This is a genomic window from Endozoicomonas sp. ALE010, from assembly GCF_049310165.1.
GTDB lineage: Bacteria > Pseudomonadota > Gammaproteobacteria > Pseudomonadales > Endozoicomonadaceae > Endozoicomonas.
Genome location: NZ_JBLYNV010000032.1, coordinates 31,419 through 55,309, shown reverse-complemented (window position 1 = coordinate 55,309; position 23,891 = coordinate 31,419). Strand labels below are relative to the sequence as shown.

The following is a 23,891-nucleotide window of genomic DNA, read 5'->3' as shown; positions in this document are numbered from 1 at the left end:
GACAATGAGTATCCTGATCACCGGCGGGGCTGGCTACATTGGCAGCCACACCTGTCTGGAATTACTGAATGCCGGTTATGACGTGGTCGTCGTAGATAACCTGTGCAACAGCCATGAGACCGCGCTACACCGGGTGGAAAGCCTGACGGGTAAGCAGCCCGCTTTTTATCCTGTGGATATACGCGATAAAGAGGCCCTGCGCACCGTATTCACCAGACACACCATTGAAGCGGTGATTCATTTTGCCGGGTTAAAAGCCGTTGGTGAGTCTACCCGGATACCGTTGGCTTATTTTGATAACAACGTCAACGGAACGGTAAAACTTCTGGAAGTCATGGGTGAGTTTGACGTACGACACCTGGTGTTCAGCTCTTCTGCCACCGTGTATGGCGACCCCCATGAAGTGCCGATCAGGGAAGACTTCCCGGTTGGCCAGGTTACCAACCCCTATGGACGCAGCAAGTTCATGGTGGAGGAGATCCTCCGTGATACGGCGGCTTCCGATGATCGATGGAATTTCAGTATTCTACGCTACTTCAACCCGGTGGGTGCCCACGAATCCGGTCTTATCGGTGAAGACCCCAGTGGTATACCCAACAACCTGATGCCGTATATTGCCCAGGTAGCCGTTGGCAAGCTGGAGCAGCTCAACATCTTTGGTAACGACTACGCGACCCACGATGGTACCGGTGTGCGTGACTATATCCATGTGGTTGATCTGGCCCTTGGCCATCTGGCAGCATTGCGTACCCATTGGACCGATCAGGGTGTCCACACCTATAACCTGGGTACCGGCAAAGGCAGCAGTGTTCTGGATATGCTGCACGCCTTTGAAAAAGCCTGTGGCAAACAACTGCCTCACCAAATCCAGCCACGCCGTCCCGGGGATATCGCCCAGTGTTACGCCGACCCGGCCTATGCAGAACAAAAGCTGGGCTGGAAAGCCACCCGCACCGTTGACGATATGACCATCGATACCTGGCGCTGGCAGTCAGAAAACCCGAACGGATTTAACCAATGACACCATTTAATCCTGTTGATCACCCACACCGTCGATTCAACCCGCTGATTGGCGACTGGGTACTGGTATCTCCCCATCGTGCCAAACGCCCATGGCAGGGGCAGGTGGAAAAAACAGCGCCGGACTTTCGCCCCGTGCATGATCCTGAGTGCTTTCTCTGCCCGGGAAATGACCGTATTACCGGTGACCACAACCCGGACTACACCGATCCCTACATTTTCCCCAATGATTTCCCGGCACTGCTGACGGATACCCCGGATGCAACCAGCGAGTCAGACCTTTTCCAGAGCAGCTCCGCCAGGGGAGAAGCACGGGTGATCTGTTTTTCACCGGATCACAGTAAAACCCTGCCACAGTTGACCGAACAGGAAATCCGCAAGGTGGTTGATACCTGGGCAGAACAGGTTATCGAACTGGGACAGAGTTACCCCTGGGTACAGCTGTTTGAAAATAAAGGGGCCGTGATGGGCTGTTCCAATCCCCACCCCCATGGGCAGATCTGGGCCAGCAGCTTTCTGCCCAACGAAGCGCGCAAAGAAGACGACAACCAACGTCAATGGCTGCAGGAAAAAGGCACCAATATGCTGGTTGAATACGCCCTGCGGGAATCTGAGTCCGGTGAACGTACCGTCGTTGAAAATGATCACTGGATTGCCGTGGTCCCTTACTGGGCGGCCTGGCCGTTTGAAACGCTCCTGCTGCCCAAGCGACAGGTGCTGCGCATGCCGGATCTGACCGAAGTGGAACGTGATGCCCTGGCCGACATCCTGAAAAAACTGACGACAAAGTACGACAATCTGTTCCAGACGTCATTCCCCTACTCTATGGGCTGGCATGGTGCGCCCTGTCATCCGGGTGAGGCAGGTACTGATGATAGTCACTGGCAACTGCACGCTCATTTCTATCCACCACTGCTGAGATCAGCAACCGTTCGCAAGTTTATGGTGGGTTTTGAAATGCTGGCAGAAACCCAGCGTGACCTGACCGCGGAACAGGCTGCCGCCCGTCTGCGCGAACTGTCCGATGTGCATTATCTGGAAAACTGCGCTGAACCAGCAAAAAGCCTTTAAGATTGCTCCGAGTTATGGAAAGTAAGATGAACCAGAAACAAACACTGACTGAACTTTTCGAGATAACCTTCGGTCATCAGCCAACCCACTATTTCCAGGCACCTGGCCGGGTCAATCTGATTGGTGAGCACACCGACTACAACGATGGTTACGTATTGCCCTGTGCCATTGACTATCAGGCAGTGATTGCGGCTTCTCCCAGAGATGACCAGAAAGTCATGGCCACGGCGCACAGTTACGACGGGCAGGTAACCGAGTTTGAACTGTCCCTGCCGGTTCCGCACAGTGAAGAAGCCTTCTGGAGCAACTACGTCCGTGGTGTCGCCACCGTACTGCTGGAAAAGGAAATGAGCCTCAAGGGTGTCAATATTGCCATTATTGGCAATGTTCCCCAGGGTGCCGGCCTCAGTTCATCCGCTTGTCTGGAAGTGGTTACCGGACTGACCCTGACCCGAATGGCCGGACTGGATGTCAGCCTGAAAGAGCTGGCATTGATTGGCCAGCAGGCAGAGAACGAGTTTGTTGGCTGCAAGTGCGGCATTATGGACCAGATGATTTCCGCCTGCGGCAAGGAAGACCATGCCATGCTGCTGGACTGTCGATCCCTGGATACCCGACTGGTGCCCATCCCTGAAAATGCGGCGGTGGTGATTATCAACTCCAATGTCAAACGTGGCCTGGTAGACAGCGAATACAACACCCGTCGTGCACAGTGCGAAGCAGCAGCACAGCACTTTGGCGTCAAAGCCCTGCGGGATATCACCCTGGACCAGCTGGAAGCCAGCCAGGGCGAACTGGATGAACTGACCTACCGGCGGGCCCGCCATGTGGTGACTGAAAATGATCGCACCCTGGCCGCTGCCGAAGCACTGGGCAGGGGTGACCTGGAAGCCATGGGCAGATTAATGGCTGAATCCCATCTCTCCATGCGGGACGACTTTGAGATTACCGTACCGCCCATCGACGGTATTGTTGATATTGTCAAAGCGGTGATTGGCAGTGAAGGCGGTGTCAGAATGACCGGTGGCGGCTTTGGCGGTTGCGTCGTTGCACTGATTCCAGCGGAAAAAGTGGATGCGGTCACACAGGCGGTTACTGAACACTATCCGACCTGCTCCAATGGCCTTGTGGCTGATATCTACGTTTGCCGTGCCTCCCAGGGGGCTGGTGAAGCGTAAGTAGCTAATCAATGGGATCCCTCAAGGGGTCCCTGTCCTGAAGTTATTGACTTCAGAAACCCGATTCCCGGGTAACTTTTTTCTCTTTTCGCGGTCTAATCTTTTAACCAACTACCTGGAAGGCACTGACCGCGATACCCTGCATGCTCTGTTTACAGCGAATACTACTGACCGGCTGCATTATTCTGACAGCAATTATCAGCTTTTCTGAATGTTCTATAGCTGAGCAGCCCCCTGCCCAGTCAGAAACTGCTTACAGCGTCCCCCCTTACCTGCAAAGGCTGCTGCCTCACCAATTGATCAACTATCTGGCTCACTCCCTCGCTGAAAAAAAATGGCCATGGCTTAAAAATCAGTTAATCAGCGAATTCACCGCCAGAAATAACATCGATTTGAGTGAAGCGCTCCATGAGCATCCTGATAACTATCGGAACTTTAACGACTTTTTCACACGCGCCCTGAAAAAAGGGGCACGCCCGCTCCCGGACGACCCGGATCTGATCATCAGCCCGGTAGATGGCACTATCAGCCAGATGGGAGCTGTTGACAACGGCCGGATTTTTCAGGCAAAGCAACATGATTACAGCCTTTCAGCGTTATTTGCCGGAGACAATCAGCTGGCCAGCCGATTCAAGCATGGCCTGTTTATGACTATCTACCTCTCCCCGGGGGACTATCATCGTGTTCACATGCCCACCAGCGGAACCCTGAGACAAATGATTTACGTCCCGGGCTCACTTTATTCCGTGAATGCTGCAACGGCACAGGATATTCAAGGGTTATACGCCCGCAACGAGCGGGTAATCAATATTTTTGCAACCGACTATGGCGAGATGGCGGTCATCATGGTGGGAGCCATGGTTGTCGGCAGCATGGAAACCGTCTGGGCTGGGTCGGTGAAACCCGCATCACGGCAGATTACATGGCAGAACTATATAAACAGGCCTGTCCATCTGGAGCGTGGTGATGAAATGGGGCGATTCAAATTGGGATCAACAGTCATCGTTCTTTTTGCCAATACCGAAGTGGGCTGGCTTGAACACCACCAGCCAGACAACAAAATAAAAATGGGGACTGCCATCGGCAGCGTTCCGGATTGAAACAATTTTTTCACAGAGGTATTCATTCCATACACATAAAAATACCTCTGAATCGCTTCAGAGGTATCCTCAGCCAGATGATTAGTGTCACGCTTCGTCGCTGCTATCTCCGTTGAGTGGCATTGTTAACGACTCCATGGTGTCCATATCCCTCGAACTACTCATACTATGGTCAATACTTTCCGAACGAGATTCAGAGTCAAAATTCTCATTTAATAGTTCCTGAATGTCAGGGGAAGGATCACGCAAGTAGTTATCCTCCGAGGATGAAAAGCCGTCCCCATAACGCCCAATCGGTGTCAGGCCGCCTATCAAGCTGGAGCCATCCTGCAGGTGGGTCGGCCTTGATTGAACCATTGTTCCATCAGCTGTTGATTGACTCTGTAATTGCAATGAAGTGTACGCTGAATCCACACCAGTCTGGTCCAGGCGACTCTGGCTGATACTGCTGGCTGCACCCTCAACCCCCAGGTCGGCAGCGAGCCCTCTTTGGATCTCATACTGGGACAGGTCATCAAAGCCAGGCGTACTCATCACCAATGAAGAAGGGCCTGACTCAATAGACCTCTCTTCTCTTTTAATGGTGACACTTGTCTTGCTGGTACTTTCCAGCAGCTCTGTTCTTGATTCCAGAGAAGCAAGTCTATTTTCGTTCTGCCCCTGCTCCGTTCTTATCGTCGAGAACTCTTTACCCAGCCCTTTCAATTCACTCTTTATATCATTCACCATTGGTCCAAGGTTCGGGATATTAATAATTGATTCTATTTTGCTGATAAATTCCTGTATTTTTCCCTCACAATTTTGTAAACGAACACTGAAGTCATCCATACGCTTACCAGTCATTTGTACACCACCTTTCAGTTCAAGAATGCTTTTTTTAATACTGTTGATTCCCTCCAGTTGTTCTCGTAGCTCCCGGATCTCAACTTCTGCTTTATTCATTAAAGACATATGACCATTGATGGTTGCCACCCCCTTCTTACACTCCAGTTCAGATTCAGCCAGTTTTTGCTGCAGCTGATCGATCTGTTCACGCAGCGTATCTATCTGTGTCTGGGATACCCTTTGCTGTTCCTGAAGTATCGCAATTTTTTGTTCTTTTACGGCAACATCGTGGCGTAGTCTTTGAATTTCTTCCTTATTACCTTCAGCTTTAGCGGTAGCCAATTCGGCACCAAGGCCACGTACCTGAGTGTTCAGATCACGAATTTCTTTCTCACGCGCCGAAATTGATGACAAATGAGTCTGAATTGACTCCTGTTGACTCTGGATCGTTTTTTGAAAATTTTCAATATCTGTTTTATGAGACTTCTGCTCCTTCATCAGAGCCTGATCCGTTTTACCCTTTTCAAGTAAAGTTGCATCGTACAGGGCCCGGTTATCCCTGGCCTGCTTATGAGCTGTTTCCAATTCACCCGTTAGTTTCTGATTTTTCTGCTGCAACTCTGTATTAAGGGTTTTTGTATTATTAAACTCCGTTCCCATGCGATGCATAGTGCCAAGTTCTGACACCTGTTGTTCGATTCGTTGCTCTAAACCTTTAATATTTCTTTCGCTTGCTTTCAGTTCTTGCTCCAGGTGAGCGACCCGTCCCTTACTTTGACCCACCTCCTCCCGTAAAGAGTCAACTTCTTTTCCCATTCGTGCACGTTCAGTCTGGAGGTTTTCTATTGACTCCAGTTTCTCCTTTAGCGTGGTCTGCAGTTGCCTGGCGCATTCCGATACGTGATTTTTATCCGCCTGAACCCTGGTCAGCTGTTGCTCCAGGGAAAGTGCCTCTTTCTTTATTTCCGAAAGTTCATTTTGTGTATCACTTAATAAATTCTCCGAGCGGGTCAGTTGGTCATTGGCAACCTCCAGACTGGTTTTCGTGTTATGTAGTTCATTTTGCAACCGGGTCTCATTTTTCCGATATGAGTCCAACTCTTCTTTTAACTGGTTCTTCTCCAGGTTTGTTGCAGACAGCGCCTGCCCATCCCGCTCAATCTCTTTGTTCAAAAAAGCCACGCGACGATCCATGTTCTCAATGGTCGCTGACAGCCCTGACTTTTCAGTCACCAGCTCTGACATTGCGGATTTCAGCTGAAGATTCTTCTCAGCCTCTGCATACATCTTGCCTTCAGCATTGCTTGCATGGTCTAACGCGCGATTGAGCTGACCTTCCAGAGATTGTTTATCCGCATGCGCAGATTGCAACTCAGTGTTTAGTCGGGCTACCTCTTGCTCTGCCTCGCTCCATTTCAATTGAGCCTGCTCTGATTGCTCTCTCTCCCCTTTGAGCTCATGGTTGACACTATTAAGAGTGTCACTCATCTGCCCCTGTAACTCAGTTAATGATTCATTCTTCGCCAGTAGCATCTCGATTGTTTGACCGGCCATTTGGTGAGAGTCCAGGAGTCGCTCCGTACAATCAGTCATGCGCTGGCTCGAATTCTCCCATCTTGAGGATCTTCGCTCCGTCGCTAATAATTCAGTATATCTGTCAGGAGTAATATCAGCTCTTTTTGCCAGTTGATGACTTCGTTGTTCACTGGCTTTTAGTTTTTCCCTGGTGTCACGAAGTGCCATGCGAAGTTCATTTTTCTGCTTCCTCAGCTCATTGTTGTGATCCTTCAACCTGAACATAGCCTCAGGGTTAACATGATCAACAACACGACCATCAAAAGGGGGAGAGCCATCAAATGATGGAGCTCGCCCTTCCTGATGCCCTGACAAATGAGGCATGTCAGCCTTGTGATCAGATACTCTATTCCCCCCCCAGGAAACCTGCCCCTGCCCCTGCCCCGTTTCGGGAGCAGACGGCGGCACACCAGTATATAAGCTGGGCGCGGGGGGAGTTGTCATGATATTGCTATAAGACATTTTATTACCTTGCATTTTTTGTTGGGCCAAAATAACAATGCTTGGAGAAGATAAAGCTGGAGAAAGTTGCATGAATTCATATTTTTTTTAAAATCAAAAGACAGTGTTTTAATTTCAATATCCGATAACTCATTAAGTAGCTGGCCATATGGAATCGAATATTTCTGGCTACTTGGGCTGGTACTATGCGAGGCACAACGGAGGGAGCATAGCCGTAGCTATGTGACCGGAGTTGTAACGAAGCAGAGTGCCGGCACAAGGAGTCAGAAATATTCGATTTCATATGGTTAGCTACTTATCTGAAAACCAGGGAGAGAAAACTCGACAATCGGGTTGTTCGGGGTTTTAGACCCATTTATCGCAACCGCACGACTGCATGGATGCAGGAGCAGGCACACCGTTTCAATGAGTTTGAGGTGTAATCTCAGCGCAGGATGCACGAACGAAGGGTGATTGGCACAGTCTTGGGTATGGTGTTTACACCCTTCGACTCCGTTTGGGATGAACAAAGTTTGGGCGTCATTGATAGAGAACCCATCAATGACATTGAAACCATGTATCAGGGGAACGCAGGAGCAGTTGCCGCGCAGGACAGTATTAAGTAAGGCAGGCTTCTCGGAGGCTGACTATGCAAGGAATAAACCGGATAGCATAGCCGTAACTAAACTTCCGGATTATCGGGTAAAGTTGAAGTATCCGCTTCCGGCCTGGAAGACACTGGCAGACTGTCCGTGTTAGCACAGGAATCGGCCCGATCAGGCGTTTTTGCCCATATCTTCCGACTAAGCCAACCGGTGCTCTGCCGTATAGAATCGGCAATAGCCGTACTCTTTTTCCATGTCCATGAGGCCATGGGCTTCGCTCCGTAATCAAAAGCCAGATACAAGGATTTGTAGAGCTGGCTATAGGGCCACTTCACTAAACCAATCATGACACTATCCAGCCGAACTGTTGCTTGCGATAATGCCGTCCTTTGGGTTGCTACTGGCGTTATGGCTTTTGTTCAACATTTTCGGATTCTACTACCTCATTTGCAGCTACTGACCCAGGCGTTTCAGTCCGAGGTAATTCAGCGGTACTTTGATCGTCTTGCTTTTGTTGTTGCTGCAGCTCCTTATTAAGTTCAATGAATTTTTCCTGTTGTTCCTGCAGCGCCTCAAATTGATTGACTGCTTGCAATAAACGCTCATTCTCGTAATGCAATTCCTGATTTTGTGTCAGCAGTTTGAGCTTTGCTTCATCAATAGATTTTAATTTAGCGTCCAGCTCCCCGATTGTCATAGCGTCAGCTTCAAGCCTGTCTTTTAATGCTCCTTTTAAACCTGTTAAATCCGCACTATCCGAACGTTCTCCACTAATCAACATTTCCAGAGAATTTAAATCTTCATCTTGCTTTGCTTTTTCTTCTGACAGTTGTTTATTTTCTTCCACCAAACGAGCTACATCACCTTCGTTACTTTTAAGTTTTTCCCTGAGGTCACGCAACTCATTAGAAAGGTCCAGAACACTGCTTTCTGCAACATGAAGCTTATCGGTTATATTTTCCAGCTCAGATTGAGTACCGACATTGACGTTTACCACTTCCTGCTCCGAGTTACCGTGGACAGGCATACCCAGCGACTCTTCGTCCTCAGAAACTGCCTGTTTTATCAGTAATTCAAACCCCGCTCCTGCCAGGGTACCTTCAACCATGTGGTAATCAGCATCCGAGGAACCAATCTCTGTCTGGGCAGACATATCGACCCGCACTCGGGGTTCACTTACTGTGACTTCAGATGTCTGCACTCCAGGTGAATCCTTTGGAATATCCAGTGTCGCCTGAAGTTGCTTAATATGATTCTCAAGCTGTGATCGGGCATGAATTTCGGCCTTTGCTTCCGCTTCTTTTTCTTTAAGCAGATTACTGTATTGCTCCTTCAAACTCGTTAATTGATCACAAGATTGACTGTATTGTTGTTCAAGCTGAGATACCTGGGCTCTAAGCGATGTTTCCACAAACTGCAGACTCTCATTATTAGCACATTGATCTTTCATCATCTGATCCAATTCGCTGCATTCCGCCTTCAGCTTTTGAACCTGCTCTTCGTTTTCAGCCTCGATATCCTTAATAGCTTCTTCATAACCACCCGCTAATTTATCCATATCAGATTGATGCGTCGCCGAAAGCTCCTTCAATTCAAGCTTATGCTGATTATCTGACTTCATCGTTTCAAAGAGATGCCGACCTGATAATTTGCATATCTCTGCCTCGTAAAGACCCTCTAAATCAGACATTCGCTGCTGGTCTGCTGCTAATTTGCTCTCAAGATTATGAATTACATCAGCCTGTTCCTGTCTGGTCCGCATATCACCTTCCAGATCATGATCATGTTGCTGCCGGGCTGCTTCAAGCTCTTTGGAAAGCTCTGCAATGCGTACCGATTTTTCAGCCAGTTGTTTCTCCAATGCAACTCTTATATCCTGATAACGATTACGGTTATCTGCATTATTGCTCTCAAGACCATCTGCACGATTGGCTAAAAGTTCAAGCAGATGATTGAGCTCATGATTTCTCATCTGCTCCCGTTTTAATTTAAGCTCCAACTGCTTTGCCTGATCATTAACCTGATCGTTCAGGCTCTTTAACTCACCAGAGTGGGTCTTCCAGGCTGCCAGCTGGTCAGAAACCTGTGCATGTCTGGAATCAGATTCTTGTTTGTGATGCTTAAGCTTCCCGACTTCCTGAACCTGCTTTTCCACCATTGGCAGGAGCTTTTGCACCGGCTCTTCAACCCTGGCAATCTTGCGGAACAGGAGTTTCATGCCTCTGCCTGCATCATAGGCCAGAGAGGCAGGGATAAGTATCGGGCTAAGCACAATAGTGGCAAGGTATCCAAACGGGCCAAGCTTGCCAACAAGCCATTTTCCCCATTTGATCAAACCGGGCTTGTTAAAGCCCAGGTCATCAACCGCAGCTTTGGTTGTTTGATGTATTGCATTGGCTCCATCGTTCACACCCTTGATGGCGGATGAATAAGCCGTATCCGGCCCAGCATTGGCCGCCAGGGTTTTCACCGGATTATCAGTTACAGGTCCCATGATCATTCCCTCTCTATGTTTTTATTTAAAATCGATTAATTTGAACTCTTGTTTTAGAGTGGAAAGTTATTAATTAGTTTCCCAGCCAAATAAATATTTTATAAATAAAAAAATAATTTTTGATATCATTAAAGAATAACGAGATATTTATTCCCGATGCACTATTAATGTGATTGTCCAAACCAGTGCTCCCACAAGTGAGGGCAGCGGATTATGGTTTCTGAGTTTTCAGCAGCAAAAAGAACTTCCTATGCCTCTCTTTGACCACTCTACAAAAGTTAATTCAATACCAGTATTCTGGCCTTTGTGTCTGTTCCTTTCCTGGTGTCACTGTCATTGACCCATTTCCTGGGCGATGCATTAAACCAGTATTCCTTCAGTGACATTGCCTTGGTCACCTTTTTGATTACCACGACGCCGGTATCACTCGGGGTGGTCTTCCGCCATTTTAAAACGTCGATTGCAGTAAAGATTGAAACCGGGCTCGAACGTTTGGCTTACGCACTGTGGACCATCATCGTGCTTGGTGCAGTGGCGTCCGCCGCCGAAAATGTTATGACTAACTTTTCCCAAGTGGTTATGGGACTTCTTTTCTTACCCATTGTGATGACGTGTTTTGGTTTAATACTGGTACGATTGTCTAGTCTCACCCGTACCGAGTCCAAAACCCTTGCCATTGAAGCCAGCATTCAGAATTCCCCCATGGCTCTGACCCTGACGGTATTGATCAGTGGCGTGAGCACAGGCTTGCCAGACCTGGCCCTGCCAGCAGCGGTGTATTCGCTGACGATGTATGCGGTTGCGTTCCCGTCCGTGATTTTGTTACGTCGATGGGGCGATGGGGCCAAACAGACTCCGGGCTTTAACCCGACAGCTGATTCACCCAGTCAGGCGGGGTGATACCGGGACACTTGGACAATGGCGATGGGACAGGGAGATTGTTCTCAACCTCTGAAGCTGACTATGGGTTGGCAATAGTACATGAGATCAAGTTAGAATAGCCTCTTAATCGTTTTTTTTATAACTCATCCCGACAGCTAACCGTCCAGGAAAACCCTTTGCGAAACTCATCCCGTCATTGCATGCAACAGAAAACAGGTGTGCCAGAGTCATTGAAGAGGTTGAAAATTAACAAGGAATCAAGGATCAAACGTGTGAATCATTCTCCTGCGTTTATTGTTCGTTCAGTTGTCGTAATGGTACTGACACTCTTTCCCGCTTTGACGTTTGGCACTGAACCCGTCTCTTACGATGATCCACTGGAGAGCTGGAACCGCCGGGTGTTCAAACTGAATGACACCCTGGATCACTATGCCTTGAAGCCAGTGGCAAAGACCTACCACTTTGTCACCCCCGGGCCGGTGCAAACCTTAGTCAGCAACTTTTTCAGCAACCTCGGGGAACTGAGAAATATCGCCAGCGCCGGCATCCAGCTCAAAGGGCAGGATGCACTGGTGTCATCGGGCCGCTTCATCATCAATTCAACGGCGGGTATTCTTGGCCTGATTGATGTAGCAACGCCCATGGGGCTTGATAAGCGCTACAGCGATTTCGGGCTGGCTTTTGCCAACTGGGGGGTGCCTTCCGGACCTTATCTTGTGCTTCCGTTACTTGGCCCGAGTACGTTCCGTTCCGGTGTTGGCCGAATTCCTGATGCATTCACCAATCCGGTAGCCTATCATGACTCTGAGCGGGATCGCTGGATTCTCGACGGCATTGACCTTATCAATCGTCGCGCTCAATTCCTGGATGCTGAAGAGCTGATTCTTGGAGACCGTTACACGTTTATCCGGGACACTTATTTACAAAGACGTGAATATTTGATCACCGGCCAGCTGCCTGAAGATGACTTCTAACTATAAACCGTCAATGACAATCACATCAGTCATTGGCTCAGATGACTTTAAGCAAACACATTAATTTGCCAATACTCCCGCTTGCAGCCAAGGCAGCTTGGGAGTATTTTTCCCTTAACTTTACATTTTAATGTGGTTTTTTTATCCGAATGTATCGGGTTCACGTGGGTCCTTATCTTCACTTTACTTTGCGGGTGTATCCATGACCGGCAGTACCATTCTGGTCATCGATGATGACACTATAGTACGTGAAAGCATTGTCGCCTACCTGCAAGGCATTGGCTTCAAAACCCATGAAGCCGGAAATGGACAACAGGGCCTGCATATTTTTCGTGACTGCCATCCGGACCTGATTCTGTGTGATCTTCGCATGCCGATCATGGATGGACTCACCATGCTGAGCCAGGTGCGCAGTGAAGCCAGTGACATACCCTTTATTGTTGTCTCCGGCGCTGGCGTTATGACCGATGTGGTAGAAGCCCTGCACCTTGGCGCCAGCGATTTCCTGGTGAAGCCGATCGTGGATCTTGAGGTATTAGAGTACGCCATCCACCGGGCTCTTGAAAAAGCCCAGTTACTGATGGAAAACAAGCGCTACCGGGCCAGCCTCGAAGAAGCCATCAACTCTTTGAAGAGCAGCCTGACCCTGCTGCAGGAGGACCAGAAAGCCGGCCGTCAGGTGCAGATGAATATGCTGCCCAGACACCCGCTGGAATACAGGAATTTCAAAGTTGACCACAACATCATCCCATCCCTCTATTTAAGCGGGGATTTTGTCGACTATTTCACGCTCAGTGACCACAGTTTTGCCTTCTATCTGGCCGATGTCTCCGGGCATGGCGCGTCATCTGCTTTTGTTACCGTGCTTCTCAAGCACATGTCCATCAGCCTGCTTCAGGACTATCACAACAACGGCGGTAAAATCAGGGTCAAACCTTCACATGTGTTGAGCTACATCAACCAGAGCCTGCTGAAAACCGGACTGGGAAAACATGTCACGGTGTTTGGTGGCATAGTCAATACCCGTGACCAGACGCTTACCTACTCGTTTGGCGGACATTTTCCATTACCCGTGATCGCTGAAGAAGGCAAACAGGTCCGTTTTCTTGAAGGCAAAGGCTTACCGGTAGGATTGTTTGAGGATGCTGTTTATGAGGATGTCATTATAGACTTGCCCCGGCAATTCAGCTTAACTATTCTATCAGATGGTATTCTTGAGGTTTTGCCCCAGAAAAGCCTCAAAGAAAAGGAAGATCATTTATTATCGGTTATCGGAGAAGGTGCCGACACCATAGCAACATTGACCGAAAGACTGGGACTCAATGATATTCAGGAAGCTCCTGATGACATTGCAATGTTAATACTGGCTCGATACTGATTATGACACCCGGAAAAATTCAGTTTGCCGAAAGCGAAGGTACCTACGTACTGAAGCTGATCGGAGAAGTTCGACTCACCCTCTGCTCCAGTCTGGAGAATCTGCTTCAGGCCATGTTCGAAGAGCCGCGATTTCGTTCTGTGATTGTTGACCTTTCAGAGGCGGAAACCATCGATAGCACGTCACTGGGGCTATTGGCGAAATTATCCATTATGGCCAGAAAGCAGATAGACCAGCGGCCAGTGCTGATATCTCCCCGCCCTGATATCACCAGAATCCTTATGAGCATGGGTTTTGAGCGAATCTTTATCATTGTTGAAGATGTCGCCGGTCAGACCTGCGAATACCAGGACATTGAATGCGAGGAGTGCAGTGAGGAATCCATTCATGCCCGGGTACTGGAAGCCCACAGGACACTGATGAGCCTGAATGAAAACAACCAGAAGGCCTTCAGTGACCTGGTTAAACAACTGGAGCGTTGCAGGCAGCCAGAGGTGACTGCCTGACGTTGGTTTGCACATTGCCTCCCGGGAGCCTGTCGGACTTAAGCGTCCGTAGCGAGGGTAGCGAGAAATTGAGGATAAAAATTTCTGCTTCTGAGGAGAATAGCGGGGCTATTTGACGAAGAAGCAGGAATTTTTAGACCAATTTACCGCAACCGCAGTAGGACAGTCTTAAGTCCGACAGGCTCCCATGTATTACACGCTTTCCACAAGCCTGACAGCATCAAGCAGCACTTCAATCCCGGCACCGGCTTTATGGGCATTTTCACTGATATGCCGGCGAAAACGACGGCCGCCGGGTACACCGTGATAAAGCCCCAGCATATGGCGGGTAATATGGCTAAGCCATGTTCCCCTGGCAAGCTCTGACTCAATATAGGGCAGCATCTTCTCGATCACTTCAGCGCGACTCTTCACGGGCTGCTGACAACCATAGAGCCGACCATCCACCTCCGATAGCAGATACGGATTCTGGTAGGCTTCACGACCGAGCATCACTCCATCCACATACTGCAGGTGATGATCGATCTCCTCAAAGGTCTTGATCCCGCCATTGATAGAAATATTCAGCCCGGGAAACTGAGTTTTAAGCGCATACACCCAATCTGGCTTTAACGGCGGAATATCCCGATTCTCCTTCGGAGAAAGCCCTTCCAGAACGGCAATACGGGCATGAACAATAAAGGTATCGCACCCCGCCTGTGCTACGGTACCGACAAAGTCCAGCAACTCTTCCCAGGACTCGCGACCATTAATACCAATGCGATGCTTTACCGTTACCGGAATGGATACACGCTCTTTCATGGCTCTGACAGCATTGGCTACGGTTTCCGGCTCTGCCATCAGACAGGCACCGATACGGCCATTTTGCACCCGGTCACTGGGACAACCCACGTTCAGGTTCACTTCCTGATAACCCCGCTCTTCCGCCAGCCCGGCACAAAAGGCAAGGTCGCTGGCATCGTGTCCACCGAGCTGAATGGCCAATGGGTATTCAAATGCATCATGCTGTAAAAAGCGGTCTTTATCGCCGAACACCAGGGCACCGGTGGTGACCATCTCGGTGTACAGCAGTGCCCGCTCAGACAGGACGCGGTGGAAGTAGCGACAGTGTCGGTCCGTCCAGTCCATCATTGGTGCCACGGAAAATCGCCGACCCGGTGAAACCACCGTTGTCTCTTTATTAGCTATAGGTTGATTCATTAACCACTAAGGTCCACTGACATAATCTGAAAAACCCCGAAATCGACTGCCATTTGCTACGTATTTGCTACGCATTTACTACCCAATAAAAGTAGTGAAACACGACCTCAGAACCCTGAAAAAAATAGCGGTCAAGTATGACAACCTCAACAAGAAAAACAAAGTCGGGAAATGTGCGGTATGCCGTTAAGACTCAAAAAAACCATTAGAGGTGACAAGTGCTCCTGGCCCACCATTTCAATGAGTTTGGGGTGTATTCTCCGTTCACCCTGAGCGGAGTCGAAGGGTGATTGGCACAGTCCTCAGGGTATGGAGTTTGCGCCCTTCGACTCCGCTCAGGACGAACGGAGTTTGGGCTTCATTGATAAAGAGAACCCGTCAAATACATTGAAACCGTGAACTAGACACACCCTGAGTATTTTTCTTAGCAAAAAACAGTGGGAAGGCTATTCTTGCTTAAAACCAAAAGGCTACGGAGGGCAAAGGGTAATTGCCTGTTCTCCTGTGCTGGTGAAAATAACTTCAATGCAAATTCCCATACAATTTCCACGGGCCAGCCTTTTTGAACCAGCAAATAAAGTTGAAAATGGCAGCATAAAGACGGTAAAAAGGACAACCACTGGAATTTCTATCCTGAAACAGCCTGAATCCAAATAGCTATGTCCGCACCAGCACTAGAAATACTCAATTCCGTCTTTGGATACGATGCATTTCGCTCACACCAGAGCGCCATTATTGACAACATACTGGCTCGTAACGACACGCTGGCCATCATGCCCACCGGTGGTGGAAAGTCTATCTGTTACCAGATCCCGGCGCTGATCTTTCCGGGCCTGACCCTGGTGATCTCGCCGCTGATCTCCCTGATGGAAGATCAGGTTCATCAACTGACGTCTCTGGGCATCCCTGCCGCCCTGTTAAACAGCACCCTGAGCAGTGCGGATTATCATAACACCCTGGGCCAGGTACAGAATGGCAATATCAAGCTGCTGTATATGGCACCGGAAACCCTGATGCTGGAACGTACGCAACAGTTGCTCAGCACCCTAAACATCGACTGCCTAACCATTGATGAAGCCCACTGCATCTCCGAATGGGGCCATGATTTCCGCCCGGAATACCGGCAACTGGCGGAGGTGCGCCGACACTTTCCAAATGCCGTCTGTGTAGCACTGACAGCCACCGCCACACCAAGGGTACAGCAGGATATAAAAACCAGCCTGCAGATGTCCGATAGCAATGAGTTTATCGCCAGCTTTAACCGGACCAACCTGTTTCTGGAGGTGATTGAGAAAAAGAAGCCTGTTGACCAGACCCTGAAACTGATTGAGAAATACCAGAACCAGTCCGGCATTATCTACTGCAATTCCAGGAAACAGGTGGATGAACTGACGCAGATTCTGGCTGATAACGGTTGTTCCGTAGCGCCCTATCATGCCGGACTTGCCAGTGAAGTACGCAAAGCCAACCAGTCCGCTTTTATCCGGGATGATATTCAGATCATGGTGGCCACCGTGGCGTTTGGCATGGGCATCAATAAATCCAACGTTCGTTTTGTCCTCCACTTTGATATGCCCCAGAATATTGAAAGCTACTATCAGCAGATCGGTCGTGCCGGGCGGGACGGACTGCCTGCCAACTGCCACTTCCTGTTCAGCTATGGCGATATTCAGAAGGTCAAGTTCTTTATCAACCAGAAACCCGATTCGGAACAGCGCATCGCCAACCAGCACCTGAACGCCCTGATCGGCTATGCCGAATCCGAGGAGTGCCGCAGAGCACCGCTGCTGCACTATTTTGGTGAAGCCTATAGCCAGGAAAACTGTCAGCTCTGCGACAACTGCCTATCCGAAAAACAACCCTTTACCGATGTGACCGTACCCGCCCAGAAACTGCTCTCCTGCATCTATCGCACAGGCCAGCTCTTTGGTGTGTCCTATGTGATTGATGTGCTGCGAGGTTCAAAATCCAAAAGAATCCGGGAGCGCCAACATGACCAGATTCCCACCTACGGCATCGGTACTGAATTGACCAGACCCCAGTGGCAGCAGCTGGCCCGTAAATTGATACAGGAAAACCTGGTACTTCAGGATGCGGAATACGGCAGCTTAAAACTGACCGACAATGCCCGTGCCGTGCTCAAAGGGGCTCAGCAAATCCAGCTCAGGCTCACCCAAAGAGCAGAACCCGCCAGTAAAGCAGCAACAGAAAAACAGGGCAGCCCGGATTATAACCACGAGCTGTTTGATATTCTCAGGGCCTGTCGCAAGGTGCTGGCAGATCAGGAGAACGTACCGCCCTACATTATTTTTTCCGACAAAACCCTGATTGAGATGTCGGCCAGATTTCCACAATCCAGAGACAGCCTGTTACAGGTCAGTGGTGTTGGCCAGGTAAAACTGGATCACTATGGGGATGCGTTTCTCCATGAAATCCTGTCATTCTGCGAAAAACATCAGATAGAAGAGATTGCACAACCTTCTGCCAGTAACAGCCGCCCCCGTTATCGAACAACAAGCCGGGGCCGACATGTTGAGGTTGGGGAGTCATTCAGCCAGCATAACTGTCTCAACCGTCTTCAGGAGGAGTTTAATCTGAAGCTGTCTACCCTGCTCAGCCATCTCTATAAATACCAGACGGAAGTCGCTCATCTACCGGTTTCGGATGCTTTTCTCCAACAGTCCCGGTTATTGCCTGCACAACAGGCTCGTGTTCTGGAAGCCATAAACACCCATGGTACTGATCGTTTACGCCCATTGTTTGATGCCATGCAGGAACAGGTTTCTTATGATGAGTTGCATCTGTTAAGGCTGCACTATCTGGTTCAACATCCGGAATCACTCACGGACAAAACCGGCGACAACAGATAATAATCAAAAAGGATTCGGCTTGTCGCAGGGTATGAACTCACCGAAGAAATATCCGTTCAAATGGCATACAGATAAAATATTGACCAAATTCACACAAACTATAGACACAAGCTGATTAATATAAGTCCAGCGATTGCAGGGATATTAGTACCAATCGCTTCCAAACCGATCACATTTATAAAGTTAGTAAAAGGATGATTAACATGATCAGGCAATTGATTCGCGATTTCCTTAAAGAAGAAGATGGGCTGGCTGCTGTTGAGTATGCGGTTTTGGCTGGGGCAGTTATTGCGGGAGTTTCAGCACTTTTCTCCGCTACAGGAGTAGACTTTGCTGCAATTGGAAAGACTCTGAAAGGAAAGATTGACACAGCATTTTCCCCTATGCCCTGGCCATTGCCACCGGCGTTATTCTGCAATTTTCCACCATGGATATTGCCCTTGAGCATCTGCCCGACGGTGCCCTGACCAGGCTTACAGAAATAAACGGTAAGATGGCCCTGAATGCACTGTTGCCGTGGGATATTATTATGTCCGCACGGTTAACCGATGCCGGTACTGGTGGTTTGCTGGCCACCCGGGTATAGCCGGGCATGCGGGCGGTGAGCGTTCGGGTAAACGATGTCAGTGGTGTTGCCGGTTTTGTACTGCCCGGCGACCGGGTGGATGTGCTGTCTATCCAGACTGCCCGCAGCGGTGGCACCAATAATACGGACAACTCCGAAATTCTTCTTTCAGATGTGGTAGTGCTGGCAGTAGACCAGCAGGCAATCAACGACAGTGGTCGCCCTCAGGTGGTGCGCTCGGTGACCCTGGAAGTCTCACCACGGGACAGCGAATCCCTGGTGCTGGCCAGCAGCCGTGGCAGCCTGCAACTTTCTTTGCGCAATCCGGAAGAATCTTTGTATCCGGAGGTAGAAGATAACCGGCTGCAGATTATCCGGGGCACCTCCCGGGAGCTGACCCGACTGAAAGGCCAGTCTGTCAGCCCGGGTGCTTCCGGGCAACCGGCCTCTCTGGCTTCCAGCAACTGATCAGGGGTAGTGTTTACGATGTTATGTTCACCGAATCGAATTATTCTCAAGAAGCTGGCCAGAGGGTTTTTCAGAAAGTGCATCAAAGGCTGCGCTCTCGGCAGTCTCTCACTGTGTCTGTTATCAACCGTTACTAAAAACCTACGATAATCAGGATTATCTGGGTTTATCTACATCGTCAACGCCACCGCTTACCGGAGTAAGTCTTACGCAGCTCTTCTGTAGGGATTAACGTCGGGCTGTAACATGTCCCGACGGGGTCACCTAGACGAGGTCGCCTAGGAGGCTGACCGAGAATAGCGCCCGTAGCGAGGATGGCAGAAACAAGGTAGTAGCAACCGTTGAATAAGGCAATAAAAAAGCAGATTAACCAAGATAATCATAGATTACTCGACACTGTTATTAGCCCCACTGATACCTGAGCGTACTTTTGCGGCCAGCGCCATTGATATTTCACGGGGCAGTCATCATCAGCATCAGGTGGCTATTAATCAGTCACGGCTGATCAATCTTGCGGGCAAGCCGGGCCGGATTTCGGTGGGGAATCCCGATATTGCCGACCTGCTGGTACTGGACAGTGGTCAGGTATACGTGGTTGCCAAAGCCCTGGGACAAACCAATATTCACGCCTGGGACAACAAGGACCAACTGCTGGCCAATCTCAATATTGAAGTGACCCACGACCTGAATCTGCTGAAGCGTAAACTGTATCGCCTGCTGCCCGGAGAAACCATTGAAGTGCGCAGCAGTGGCCGGGATATTGTGCTTTCCGGTGAAGTATCCGACGCCATCGTTCAGGATTCCGCTATTCGTCTGGCTCAGAGTTTTGCTGCCGGAACTGACGACGATGCCAGTGTCATCAGTTTGATGAGCATTGGCGGTGCCCGCCAGGTGATGCTGGAAGTTCAGTCGGCAACCGATAACCCGCAGAAACGAATAGCCCATGCCGGTGCGGAAGGCGAGTACGGTCATGACCTGGGAGGTGATTACTAATGATCCACAGTAAACGTTCCATACTTCTTCTCACCCTGGTATCAGTGGCATTAACCGGTTGCGTGATGAAAGAACGGCATCACTTTACCGATGAGACCTATAACGCAGCGGAAGCCAACGCTCTCGCCACCATTCGGGCAATGGGCGGCAATACGGAATCTTTGAATATCGATATCTCTGACCCGGAGGGAGTAAGCACCGATTTGAGCGGGCGTTTTGCCGTCAGTATTTCAGAAACAGTTTCCCCGATTTTGCTGGGTCTGGCGGGTGTTGGAGATACCACATTAACAGCGACGGCTGTCGCCGGTCCGGCACCGGAACATGCCTACAGCGTTGCGCCAATTATGGCCTGTACCAATAATTTGGGTGATCCCGGGCCAGCAGATACTAACGACCCGAAAATTTACCATTTTCTGGAGTCATTCCTGGATGATACCAACCTGAACAATGTTATTGGTTTCCGGATGTTTATTGATACAACCGGGTTTGATGAACAATTACTCAACACCCCACTACTATACGAGATTACGTCGGTCATGCTTGGCAGTGGTGAAAATGTCCTCATGTATGAGGATACTCCCACTCGTGTGGTCGATGAGTTTGGTTATGGTTCCTTTACATTGCGCCCGGGAACCCTCCTAAATACCCGGCTGGGCATCAACACCTTTGGAAATGATGCGTTCAGCGCCGATATCAACTCAAAATTTGCTACCAGGAATAAAGAAGCCTGTACTGGCTCGGCCTGCTCAGTATTGAATCGTTATTCTGCCCGGTACAGACCCAGAGGAAACAGTGAAGGGCAAGTATATGAATTCCGGAGAAGGTGGCCCTCTCAAGTAGAGCAGGCTTCGAACTATCCCTAAATTTATTCCGACTATCTGAATGACCTGAACAATGGCACAGGCTCTTGTGGTGCCAGCCGATGTGAGACCAACCGCCGTGTCTTGAAAATGCCCGTTGCTCCAACCTGCGGTGTAAATGACCTTTCCAGAAAGCAGTTTGCCTGTTTTTTTATGTTGGAGCCCGCCAGAGTCTTTCTGGATGATGTGGATGAAGAATCCGGGCTGTTTAATATTGATCTGGCCTATCTGGATGTGGATGGCAGCGTCATTGCCTCCCCAGCTAACTGTGCTGCCTATGATTCCATCCGTTTTGTCAGGGCTCAACTCGCGCAGGGGAGTGGCGGCTATTCATTTGAATTTGTCACTCCGGTCAATCTGATGGGGTTCCCCAAAACCATGGCCATGCCCCCTTTCCAGGTTATTCTGCCCAGGGAGAGCCTGGGTTGGACAAACAGTGGTACGCCGTGCAGTAGCTGATAAGAACAATACCCATAATAAAGTCAGAAGGCAGATGTCAGTGAGTTTATCTATGAAAAATACCAAACCAGCCAGCCGTGAACCCCTCTATCCTGAACAAAAGCAGGAACAACTGGAAGTACTGTTGACGGGTGATTCAGAGCAGTCCCTGGATTGGTTGAATGCCATTCTGGCACCAGTAGTGGAGATTAATAGCCAACGCCTGTTACTGCAGAGTGAAGACACATTCACACAGCTACTCCAGCAACAACAACCGGTTGACGTGATCATTCACCGACTGGGCCAGCAACCGGAGCAACAACTCAATGCCCTGTCATCGCTGCTTCCGGTAATAAACAACACCGCCGGAAAAACGACGCTGATCGTTATCGGCCCTGCCGATCAACCATTGCTGATGAGAGCCGCCATGCGGGCCGGAGCCAGTGATTATCTGCCAGAGCCATTCAGCAACCAGGAACTGCTTTCTCTTCTGGAAACCCTTTTTAAACATCGGCAGGCCAACTCAAGCATCAGGCATGCAAGGGTAACTGCCGCGCTTTCTGCCTCCGGTGGTGCCGGTGCCACCTTTCTGGCCTGTAACCTGGCCCATATCAAGGCAACCAGTCACCAGAAAAACCTGTTGCTGGACCTCAATTTCAGAATGGGCTCGGTGCTGCAGTTTATGGATCTGTACAGCGATTATGGCCTTGAAGATGTGCTGACTGAACTGCCTTCCCTGGATCAAACGGCGCTGGCCGGTTATCTGGCCAGACACGAGAGTGGGCTTGAGGTGCTGGCCATGAAGCAGCCAGACCTGATGGCGTATTCTGACCCGGATACCGACCAGCTGGCCAGGCTGCTGAAACTGCTGAAACAGGGACGGGACGATGTGGTGATTGACCTGCCTATGTTTCCCACCAATATCAGTACCTTTATCCAGGATCAGGCCGACGATATCTGCCTGGTTATTCAGCAGGATATGCTTTCCCTTCGCAATGCCCTGCGCTGGCTGGACTTGTCGGAAAGTGAACTTGGGCTTTCCCGGGATCAATTCACTATCGTCGCCAGTGATCAAAGAGACCAGCGAAGAGGATAGTCTTCAGGCCCGTCGCCTCAGGGAGTTGCAGAATCACTGGCAACAACGGGTGCATGAAGAGTTACTGGAACGTCTTGATCTGCCCCGCCTGAGCAAGCTCCCCCATGACCAGGCCCGTCGACAGATAGAGGAAACAGGACAACAGGTGGATGCCCGATTGCCCGATGGTTCAAGGGTAAACGCGATTATTCCGCCATTGGCACTGGATGGCCCGTCCCTCTCCATCCGCCGTGCCACCGTTGACCGGATGAGCCTTCTGCACCTGGCGGAACTGGGTGCCATGGCACCACAAATGGCCCGAACCCTGGAGGCCATGGTCAGGATGCGCTTGAATATCCTGGTCTCCGGTGGCACCGGCACCGGGAAAACCACACTGCTTAATGCCCTCTCTGGCTGCATTCCTGAAGATGACCGCATCATCACCATAGAAGACTCTGCCGAACTGCAACTGCAGCAACCCCATGTGGTCCGCCTGGAAACCCGTCCTGCCAATCTGGAAGGCAAAGGGGAAATTAATCAGCGGGAGCTGGTCAAAAACAGTTTGCGGATGCGACCGGATCGTATTGTGGTCGGTGAGGTTCGGGGAGCCGAGGCCCTGGATATGCTCACGGCCATGAACACCGGGCACGATGGCTCCCTAACGACCATGCCAATACGCCCAGGGATGCACTGCAACGCCTGGATAATATGGTACAGATGACTGGCCTGGCATTTTCCCAACAATCCCTCCGGCAGCAGATCGCTTCTGCCATTGACCTGGTTGTGCAGCTGGAACGCATGGAAGACGGTAAACGTCGTATTGTGAGTATTCAGGAAGTGAACGGAATAGAGCAGGATATCATTACCATGACCGAGATTTTCCGCTTCCAGCGCCGTGGCCATGACGAGTCCGGTCAGGTTACCGGTGTTTACAAGGCAACCGGTCTGGTGCCTGAACTCTATCACCGTCTGGCACTGTACGGTATTGAACTGTCCAGGGATGTCTTTGATACCGAATGGCAGTATGGCCCATCAGGTGAGCTGGGAGTTGCTCCATGAATCCACAACTGATATTTGCCCTGCTGGTATTTATTGCTGTGTTTGCCTTGCTCAGTCCACTGACTGTTCCCCTGGTTGGTGAAAAACGTGAAGTCCGCCGTCGTTTAAAGAGCCGGATGCACCGCCTTGAACTGGCAGACCATACACCAACGCTGCAGCGTATTCTGCGGGAAAATACCTCAGAAATCTGCAACCCTGGGAACGTCGACTGGAAGAGCTTCCCCTGATGGAGCGTCTGAGCCTGTATATCGAGCAATCTGGCCGGGAAATGCTGCACACAGACTGGTCGCTACCGGGTTGCTGGCGGGGATCAC

22 protein-coding genes are annotated in these 23,891 nt (G+C 50.0%); 18 read left to right on the top strand and 4 right to left on the bottom strand.

The genetic code is table 11. The features are described 5' to 3' along the window. Window positions 1-4 precede the first annotated feature (4 nt). The 4 genes from galE (at window position 5) to asd (ending at window position 4,369) form a co-directional block, all read left to right on the top strand. On the top strand, window positions 5-1,021 hold the full coding sequence (gene galE, locus ACO6UY_RS14250) for a UDP-glucose 4-epimerase GalE (protein ID WP_422459618.1): 1,017 nt from the start codon (window positions 5-7) through the stop codon (window positions 1,019-1,021). Beyond that, window positions 1,018-2,091: a UDP-glucose--hexose-1-phosphate uridylyltransferase gene (locus ACO6UY_RS14245; RefSeq protein WP_422459620.1), complete on the top strand. Its 1,074-nt coding sequence runs from the start codon at window positions 1,018-1,020 to the stop codon at window positions 2,089-2,091. The genes galE and ACO6UY_RS14245 overlap by 4 nt, the downstream gene beginning before the upstream one ends. A gap of 26 nt (window positions 2,092-2,117) precedes the next feature. Continuing rightward, window positions 2,118-3,269 (top strand): galactokinase, encoded by a 1,152-nt coding sequence (galK, locus tag ACO6UY_RS14240; RefSeq protein WP_422459622.1) that lies wholly within the window; start codon window positions 2,118-2,120, stop codon window positions 3,267-3,269. A gap of 143 nt (window positions 3,270-3,412) precedes the next feature. Further along, the gene (gene asd, locus ACO6UY_RS14235; protein WP_422490348.1) at window positions 3,413-4,369 is read left to right on the top strand and encodes an archaetidylserine decarboxylase; all 957 of its coding nucleotides are present in this window, start codon (window positions 3,413-3,415) and stop codon (window positions 4,367-4,369) included. Window positions 4,370-4,456: 87 nt separating this feature from the next. On the opposite strand, the gene ACO6UY_RS14230 is transcribed toward asd, so the two are convergent. From ACO6UY_RS14230 to ACO6UY_RS14220, 3 genes are all read right to left on the bottom strand, one after another. Next, window positions 4,457-7,231, bottom strand: a complete 2,775-nt coding sequence (locus ACO6UY_RS14230) for a hypothetical protein (RefSeq protein ID WP_422466925.1) — start codon at window positions 7,229-7,231, stop codon at window positions 4,457-4,459. Between the two features lie 661 nt (window positions 7,232-7,892). Next, window positions 7,893-8,162 carry a hypothetical protein gene (locus ACO6UY_RS14225; protein ID WP_422445670.1) on the bottom strand — a complete coding sequence of 90 codons (270 nt, stop codon included), beginning with the start codon at window positions 8,160-8,162 and terminating at the stop codon, window positions 7,893-7,895. Between the two features lie 59 nt (window positions 8,163-8,221). Beyond that, window positions 8,222-10,150 carry a hypothetical protein gene (locus tag ACO6UY_RS14220; RefSeq protein WP_422459626.1) on the bottom strand — a complete coding sequence of 643 codons (1,929 nt, stop codon included), beginning with the start codon at window positions 10,148-10,150 and terminating at the stop codon, window positions 8,222-8,224. 453 nt (window positions 10,151-10,603) lie between these two features. Here ACO6UY_RS14220 and ACO6UY_RS14215 point away from each other — a divergent pair, with 453 nt between their 5' ends. The 4 genes from ACO6UY_RS14215 to ACO6UY_RS14200 all read left to right on the top strand — a co-directional run bounded on the left by ACO6UY_RS14215 (window position 10,604) and on the right by ACO6UY_RS14200 (window position 14,049). Beyond that, the gene (locus tag ACO6UY_RS14215; protein ID WP_422466929.1) at window positions 10,604-11,209 is read left to right on the top strand and encodes a hypothetical protein; all 606 of its coding nucleotides are present in this window, start codon (window positions 10,604-10,606) and stop codon (window positions 11,207-11,209) included. Between the two features lie 254 nt (window positions 11,210-11,463). Continuing rightward, complete coding sequence (locus ACO6UY_RS14210) at window positions 11,464-12,165, top strand: MlaA family lipoprotein (protein WP_422490346.1); 702 nt, start codon at window positions 11,464-11,466, stop codon at window positions 12,163-12,165. Between the two features lie 202 nt (window positions 12,166-12,367). Further along, window positions 12,368-13,543: a SpoIIE family protein phosphatase gene (locus ACO6UY_RS14205; protein ID WP_422445676.1), complete on the top strand. Its 1,176-nt coding sequence runs from the start codon at window positions 12,368-12,370 to the stop codon at window positions 13,541-13,543. A 2-nt stretch (window positions 13,544-13,545) separates the two neighbouring features. Then, window positions 13,546-14,049, top strand: a complete 504-nt coding sequence (locus ACO6UY_RS14200; RefSeq protein ID WP_101748885.1) for an STAS domain-containing protein — start codon at window positions 13,546-13,548, stop codon at window positions 14,047-14,049. A 192-nt stretch (window positions 14,050-14,241) separates the two neighbouring features. On the opposite strand, the gene dusA is transcribed toward ACO6UY_RS14200, so the two are convergent. Then, window positions 14,242-15,249 carry a tRNA dihydrouridine(20/20a) synthase DusA gene (dusA, locus tag ACO6UY_RS14195; protein ID WP_422445679.1) on the bottom strand — a complete coding sequence of 336 codons (1,008 nt, stop codon included), beginning with the start codon at window positions 15,247-15,249 and terminating at the stop codon, window positions 14,242-14,244. A 659-nt stretch (window positions 15,250-15,908) separates the two neighbouring features. On the opposite strand from dusA, the gene recQ reads away from it, so the two are divergent. The 10 genes from recQ (at window position 15,909) to ACO6UY_RS14145 (ending at window position 23,804) form a co-directional block, all read left to right on the top strand. Then, window positions 15,909-18,119: a DNA helicase RecQ gene (recQ, locus tag ACO6UY_RS14190; RefSeq protein WP_422459628.1), complete on the top strand. Its 2,211-nt coding sequence runs from the start codon at window positions 15,909-15,911 to the stop codon at window positions 18,117-18,119. A gap of 427 nt (window positions 18,120-18,546) precedes the next feature. Beyond that, window positions 18,547-18,705 carry a hypothetical protein gene (locus ACO6UY_RS14185; protein ID WP_422445683.1) on the top strand — a complete coding sequence of 53 codons (159 nt, stop codon included), beginning with the start codon at window positions 18,547-18,549 and terminating at the stop codon, window positions 18,703-18,705. A 6-nt stretch (window positions 18,706-18,711) separates the two neighbouring features. After that, entirely contained in the window at window positions 18,712-19,152 is a 441-nt protein-coding gene (cpaB, locus tag ACO6UY_RS14180; RefSeq protein ID WP_422445685.1) for a Flp pilus assembly protein CpaB, read from the top strand. 480 nt (window positions 19,153-19,632) lie between these two features. After that, complete coding sequence (locus tag ACO6UY_RS14175; RefSeq protein WP_422445687.1) at window positions 19,633-20,145, top strand: pilus assembly protein N-terminal domain-containing protein; 513 nt, start codon at window positions 19,633-19,635, stop codon at window positions 20,143-20,145. After that, window positions 20,145-21,008, top strand: coding sequence for a hypothetical protein (locus tag ACO6UY_RS14170; RefSeq protein ID WP_422466923.1), 864 nt, complete (start codon window positions 20,145-20,147; stop codon window positions 21,006-21,008). Before ACO6UY_RS14175 ends, ACO6UY_RS14170 begins: the two co-directional genes overlap by 1 nt. Window positions 21,009-21,095: 87 nt before the next feature. Continuing rightward, a complete protein-coding gene (locus ACO6UY_RS14165) occupies window positions 21,096-21,464 on the top strand; it encodes a hypothetical protein (protein ID WP_422459631.1) in 369 nt (122 codons plus the stop codon). A gap of 52 nt (window positions 21,465-21,516) precedes the next feature. Next, window positions 21,517-22,539 (top strand): AAA family ATPase, encoded by a 1,023-nt coding sequence (locus ACO6UY_RS14160; protein ID WP_422466921.1) that lies wholly within the window; start codon window positions 21,517-21,519, stop codon window positions 22,537-22,539. Beyond that, the gene (locus tag ACO6UY_RS14155) at window positions 22,469-23,239 is read left to right on the top strand and encodes a CpaF family protein (protein ID WP_422466919.1); all 771 of its coding nucleotides are present in this window, start codon (window positions 22,469-22,471) and stop codon (window positions 23,237-23,239) included. Before ACO6UY_RS14160 ends, ACO6UY_RS14155 begins: the two co-directional genes overlap by 71 nt. Further along, window positions 23,227-23,577 (top strand): hypothetical protein, encoded by a 351-nt coding sequence (locus tag ACO6UY_RS14150; protein ID WP_422466917.1) that lies wholly within the window; start codon window positions 23,227-23,229, stop codon window positions 23,575-23,577. The genes ACO6UY_RS14155 and ACO6UY_RS14150 overlap by 13 nt, the downstream gene beginning before the upstream one ends. Further along, the gene (locus ACO6UY_RS14145) at window positions 23,574-23,804 is read left to right on the top strand and encodes a hypothetical protein (RefSeq protein ID WP_422490344.1); all 231 of its coding nucleotides are present in this window, start codon (window positions 23,574-23,576) and stop codon (window positions 23,802-23,804) included. The genes ACO6UY_RS14150 and ACO6UY_RS14145 overlap by 4 nt, the downstream gene beginning before the upstream one ends. The last annotated feature ends 87 nt before the right edge of the window (window positions 23,805-23,891 follow it).

What these genes read in the sequence shown, in the direction of transcription:
- ACO6UY_RS14150 (WP_422466917.1), top strand. Translation starts at nt 23,227, where the DNA reads ATGGTACAGATGACTGGCCTGGCATTTTCCCAACAATCCCTCCGGCAG.
- ACO6UY_RS14205 (WP_422445676.1), top strand. Translation starts at nt 12,368, where the DNA reads ATGACCGGCAGTACCATTCTGGTCATCGATGATGACACTATAGTACGT.
- ACO6UY_RS14145 (WP_422490344.1), top strand. Translation starts at nt 23,574, where the DNA reads ATGAATCCACAACTGATATTTGCCCTGCTGGTATTTATTGCTGTGTTT.
- cpaB (WP_422445685.1), top strand. Translation starts at nt 18,712, where the DNA reads ATGCGGGCGGTGAGCGTTCGGGTAAACGATGTCAGTGGTGTTGCCGGT.
- galE (WP_422459618.1), top strand. Translation starts at nt 5, where the DNA reads ATGAGTATCCTGATCACCGGCGGGGCTGGCTACATTGGCAGCCACACC.
- recQ (WP_422459628.1), top strand. Translation starts at nt 15,909, where the DNA reads ATGTCCGCACCAGCACTAGAAATACTCAATTCCGTCTTTGGATACGAT.
- ACO6UY_RS14185 (WP_422445683.1), top strand. Translation starts at nt 18,547, where the DNA reads ATGGATATTGCCCTTGAGCATCTGCCCGACGGTGCCCTGACCAGGCTT.
- ACO6UY_RS14225 (WP_422445670.1), bottom strand. Translation starts at nt 8,162, where the DNA reads ATGATTGGTTTAGTGAAGTGGCCCTATAGCCAGCTCTACAAATCCTTG.
- ACO6UY_RS14160 (WP_422466921.1), top strand. Translation starts at nt 21,517, where the DNA reads ATGAAAAATACCAAACCAGCCAGCCGTGAACCCCTCTATCCTGAACAA.
- asd (WP_422490348.1), top strand. Translation starts at nt 3,413, where the DNA reads ATGCTCTGTTTACAGCGAATACTACTGACCGGCTGCATTATTCTGACA.
- ACO6UY_RS14165 (WP_422459631.1), top strand. Translation starts at nt 21,096, where the DNA reads ATGCCCGTTGCTCCAACCTGCGGTGTAAATGACCTTTCCAGAAAGCAG.
- galK (WP_422459622.1), top strand. Translation starts at nt 2,118, where the DNA reads ATGAACCAGAAACAAACACTGACTGAACTTTTCGAGATAACCTTCGGT.
- ACO6UY_RS14230 (WP_422466925.1), bottom strand. Translation starts at nt 7,231, where the DNA reads ATGTCTTATAGCAATATCATGACAACTCCCCCCGCGCCCAGCTTATAT.
- ACO6UY_RS14200 (WP_101748885.1), top strand. Translation starts at nt 13,546, where the DNA reads ATGACACCCGGAAAAATTCAGTTTGCCGAAAGCGAAGGTACCTACGTA.
- dusA (WP_422445679.1), bottom strand. Translation starts at nt 15,249, where the DNA reads ATGAATCAACCTATAGCTAATAAAGAGACAACGGTGGTTTCACCGGGT.
- ACO6UY_RS14170 (WP_422466923.1), top strand. Translation starts at nt 20,145, where the DNA reads ATGATCCACAGTAAACGTTCCATACTTCTTCTCACCCTGGTATCAGTG.
- ACO6UY_RS14245 (WP_422459620.1), top strand. Translation starts at nt 1,018, where the DNA reads ATGACACCATTTAATCCTGTTGATCACCCACACCGTCGATTCAACCCG.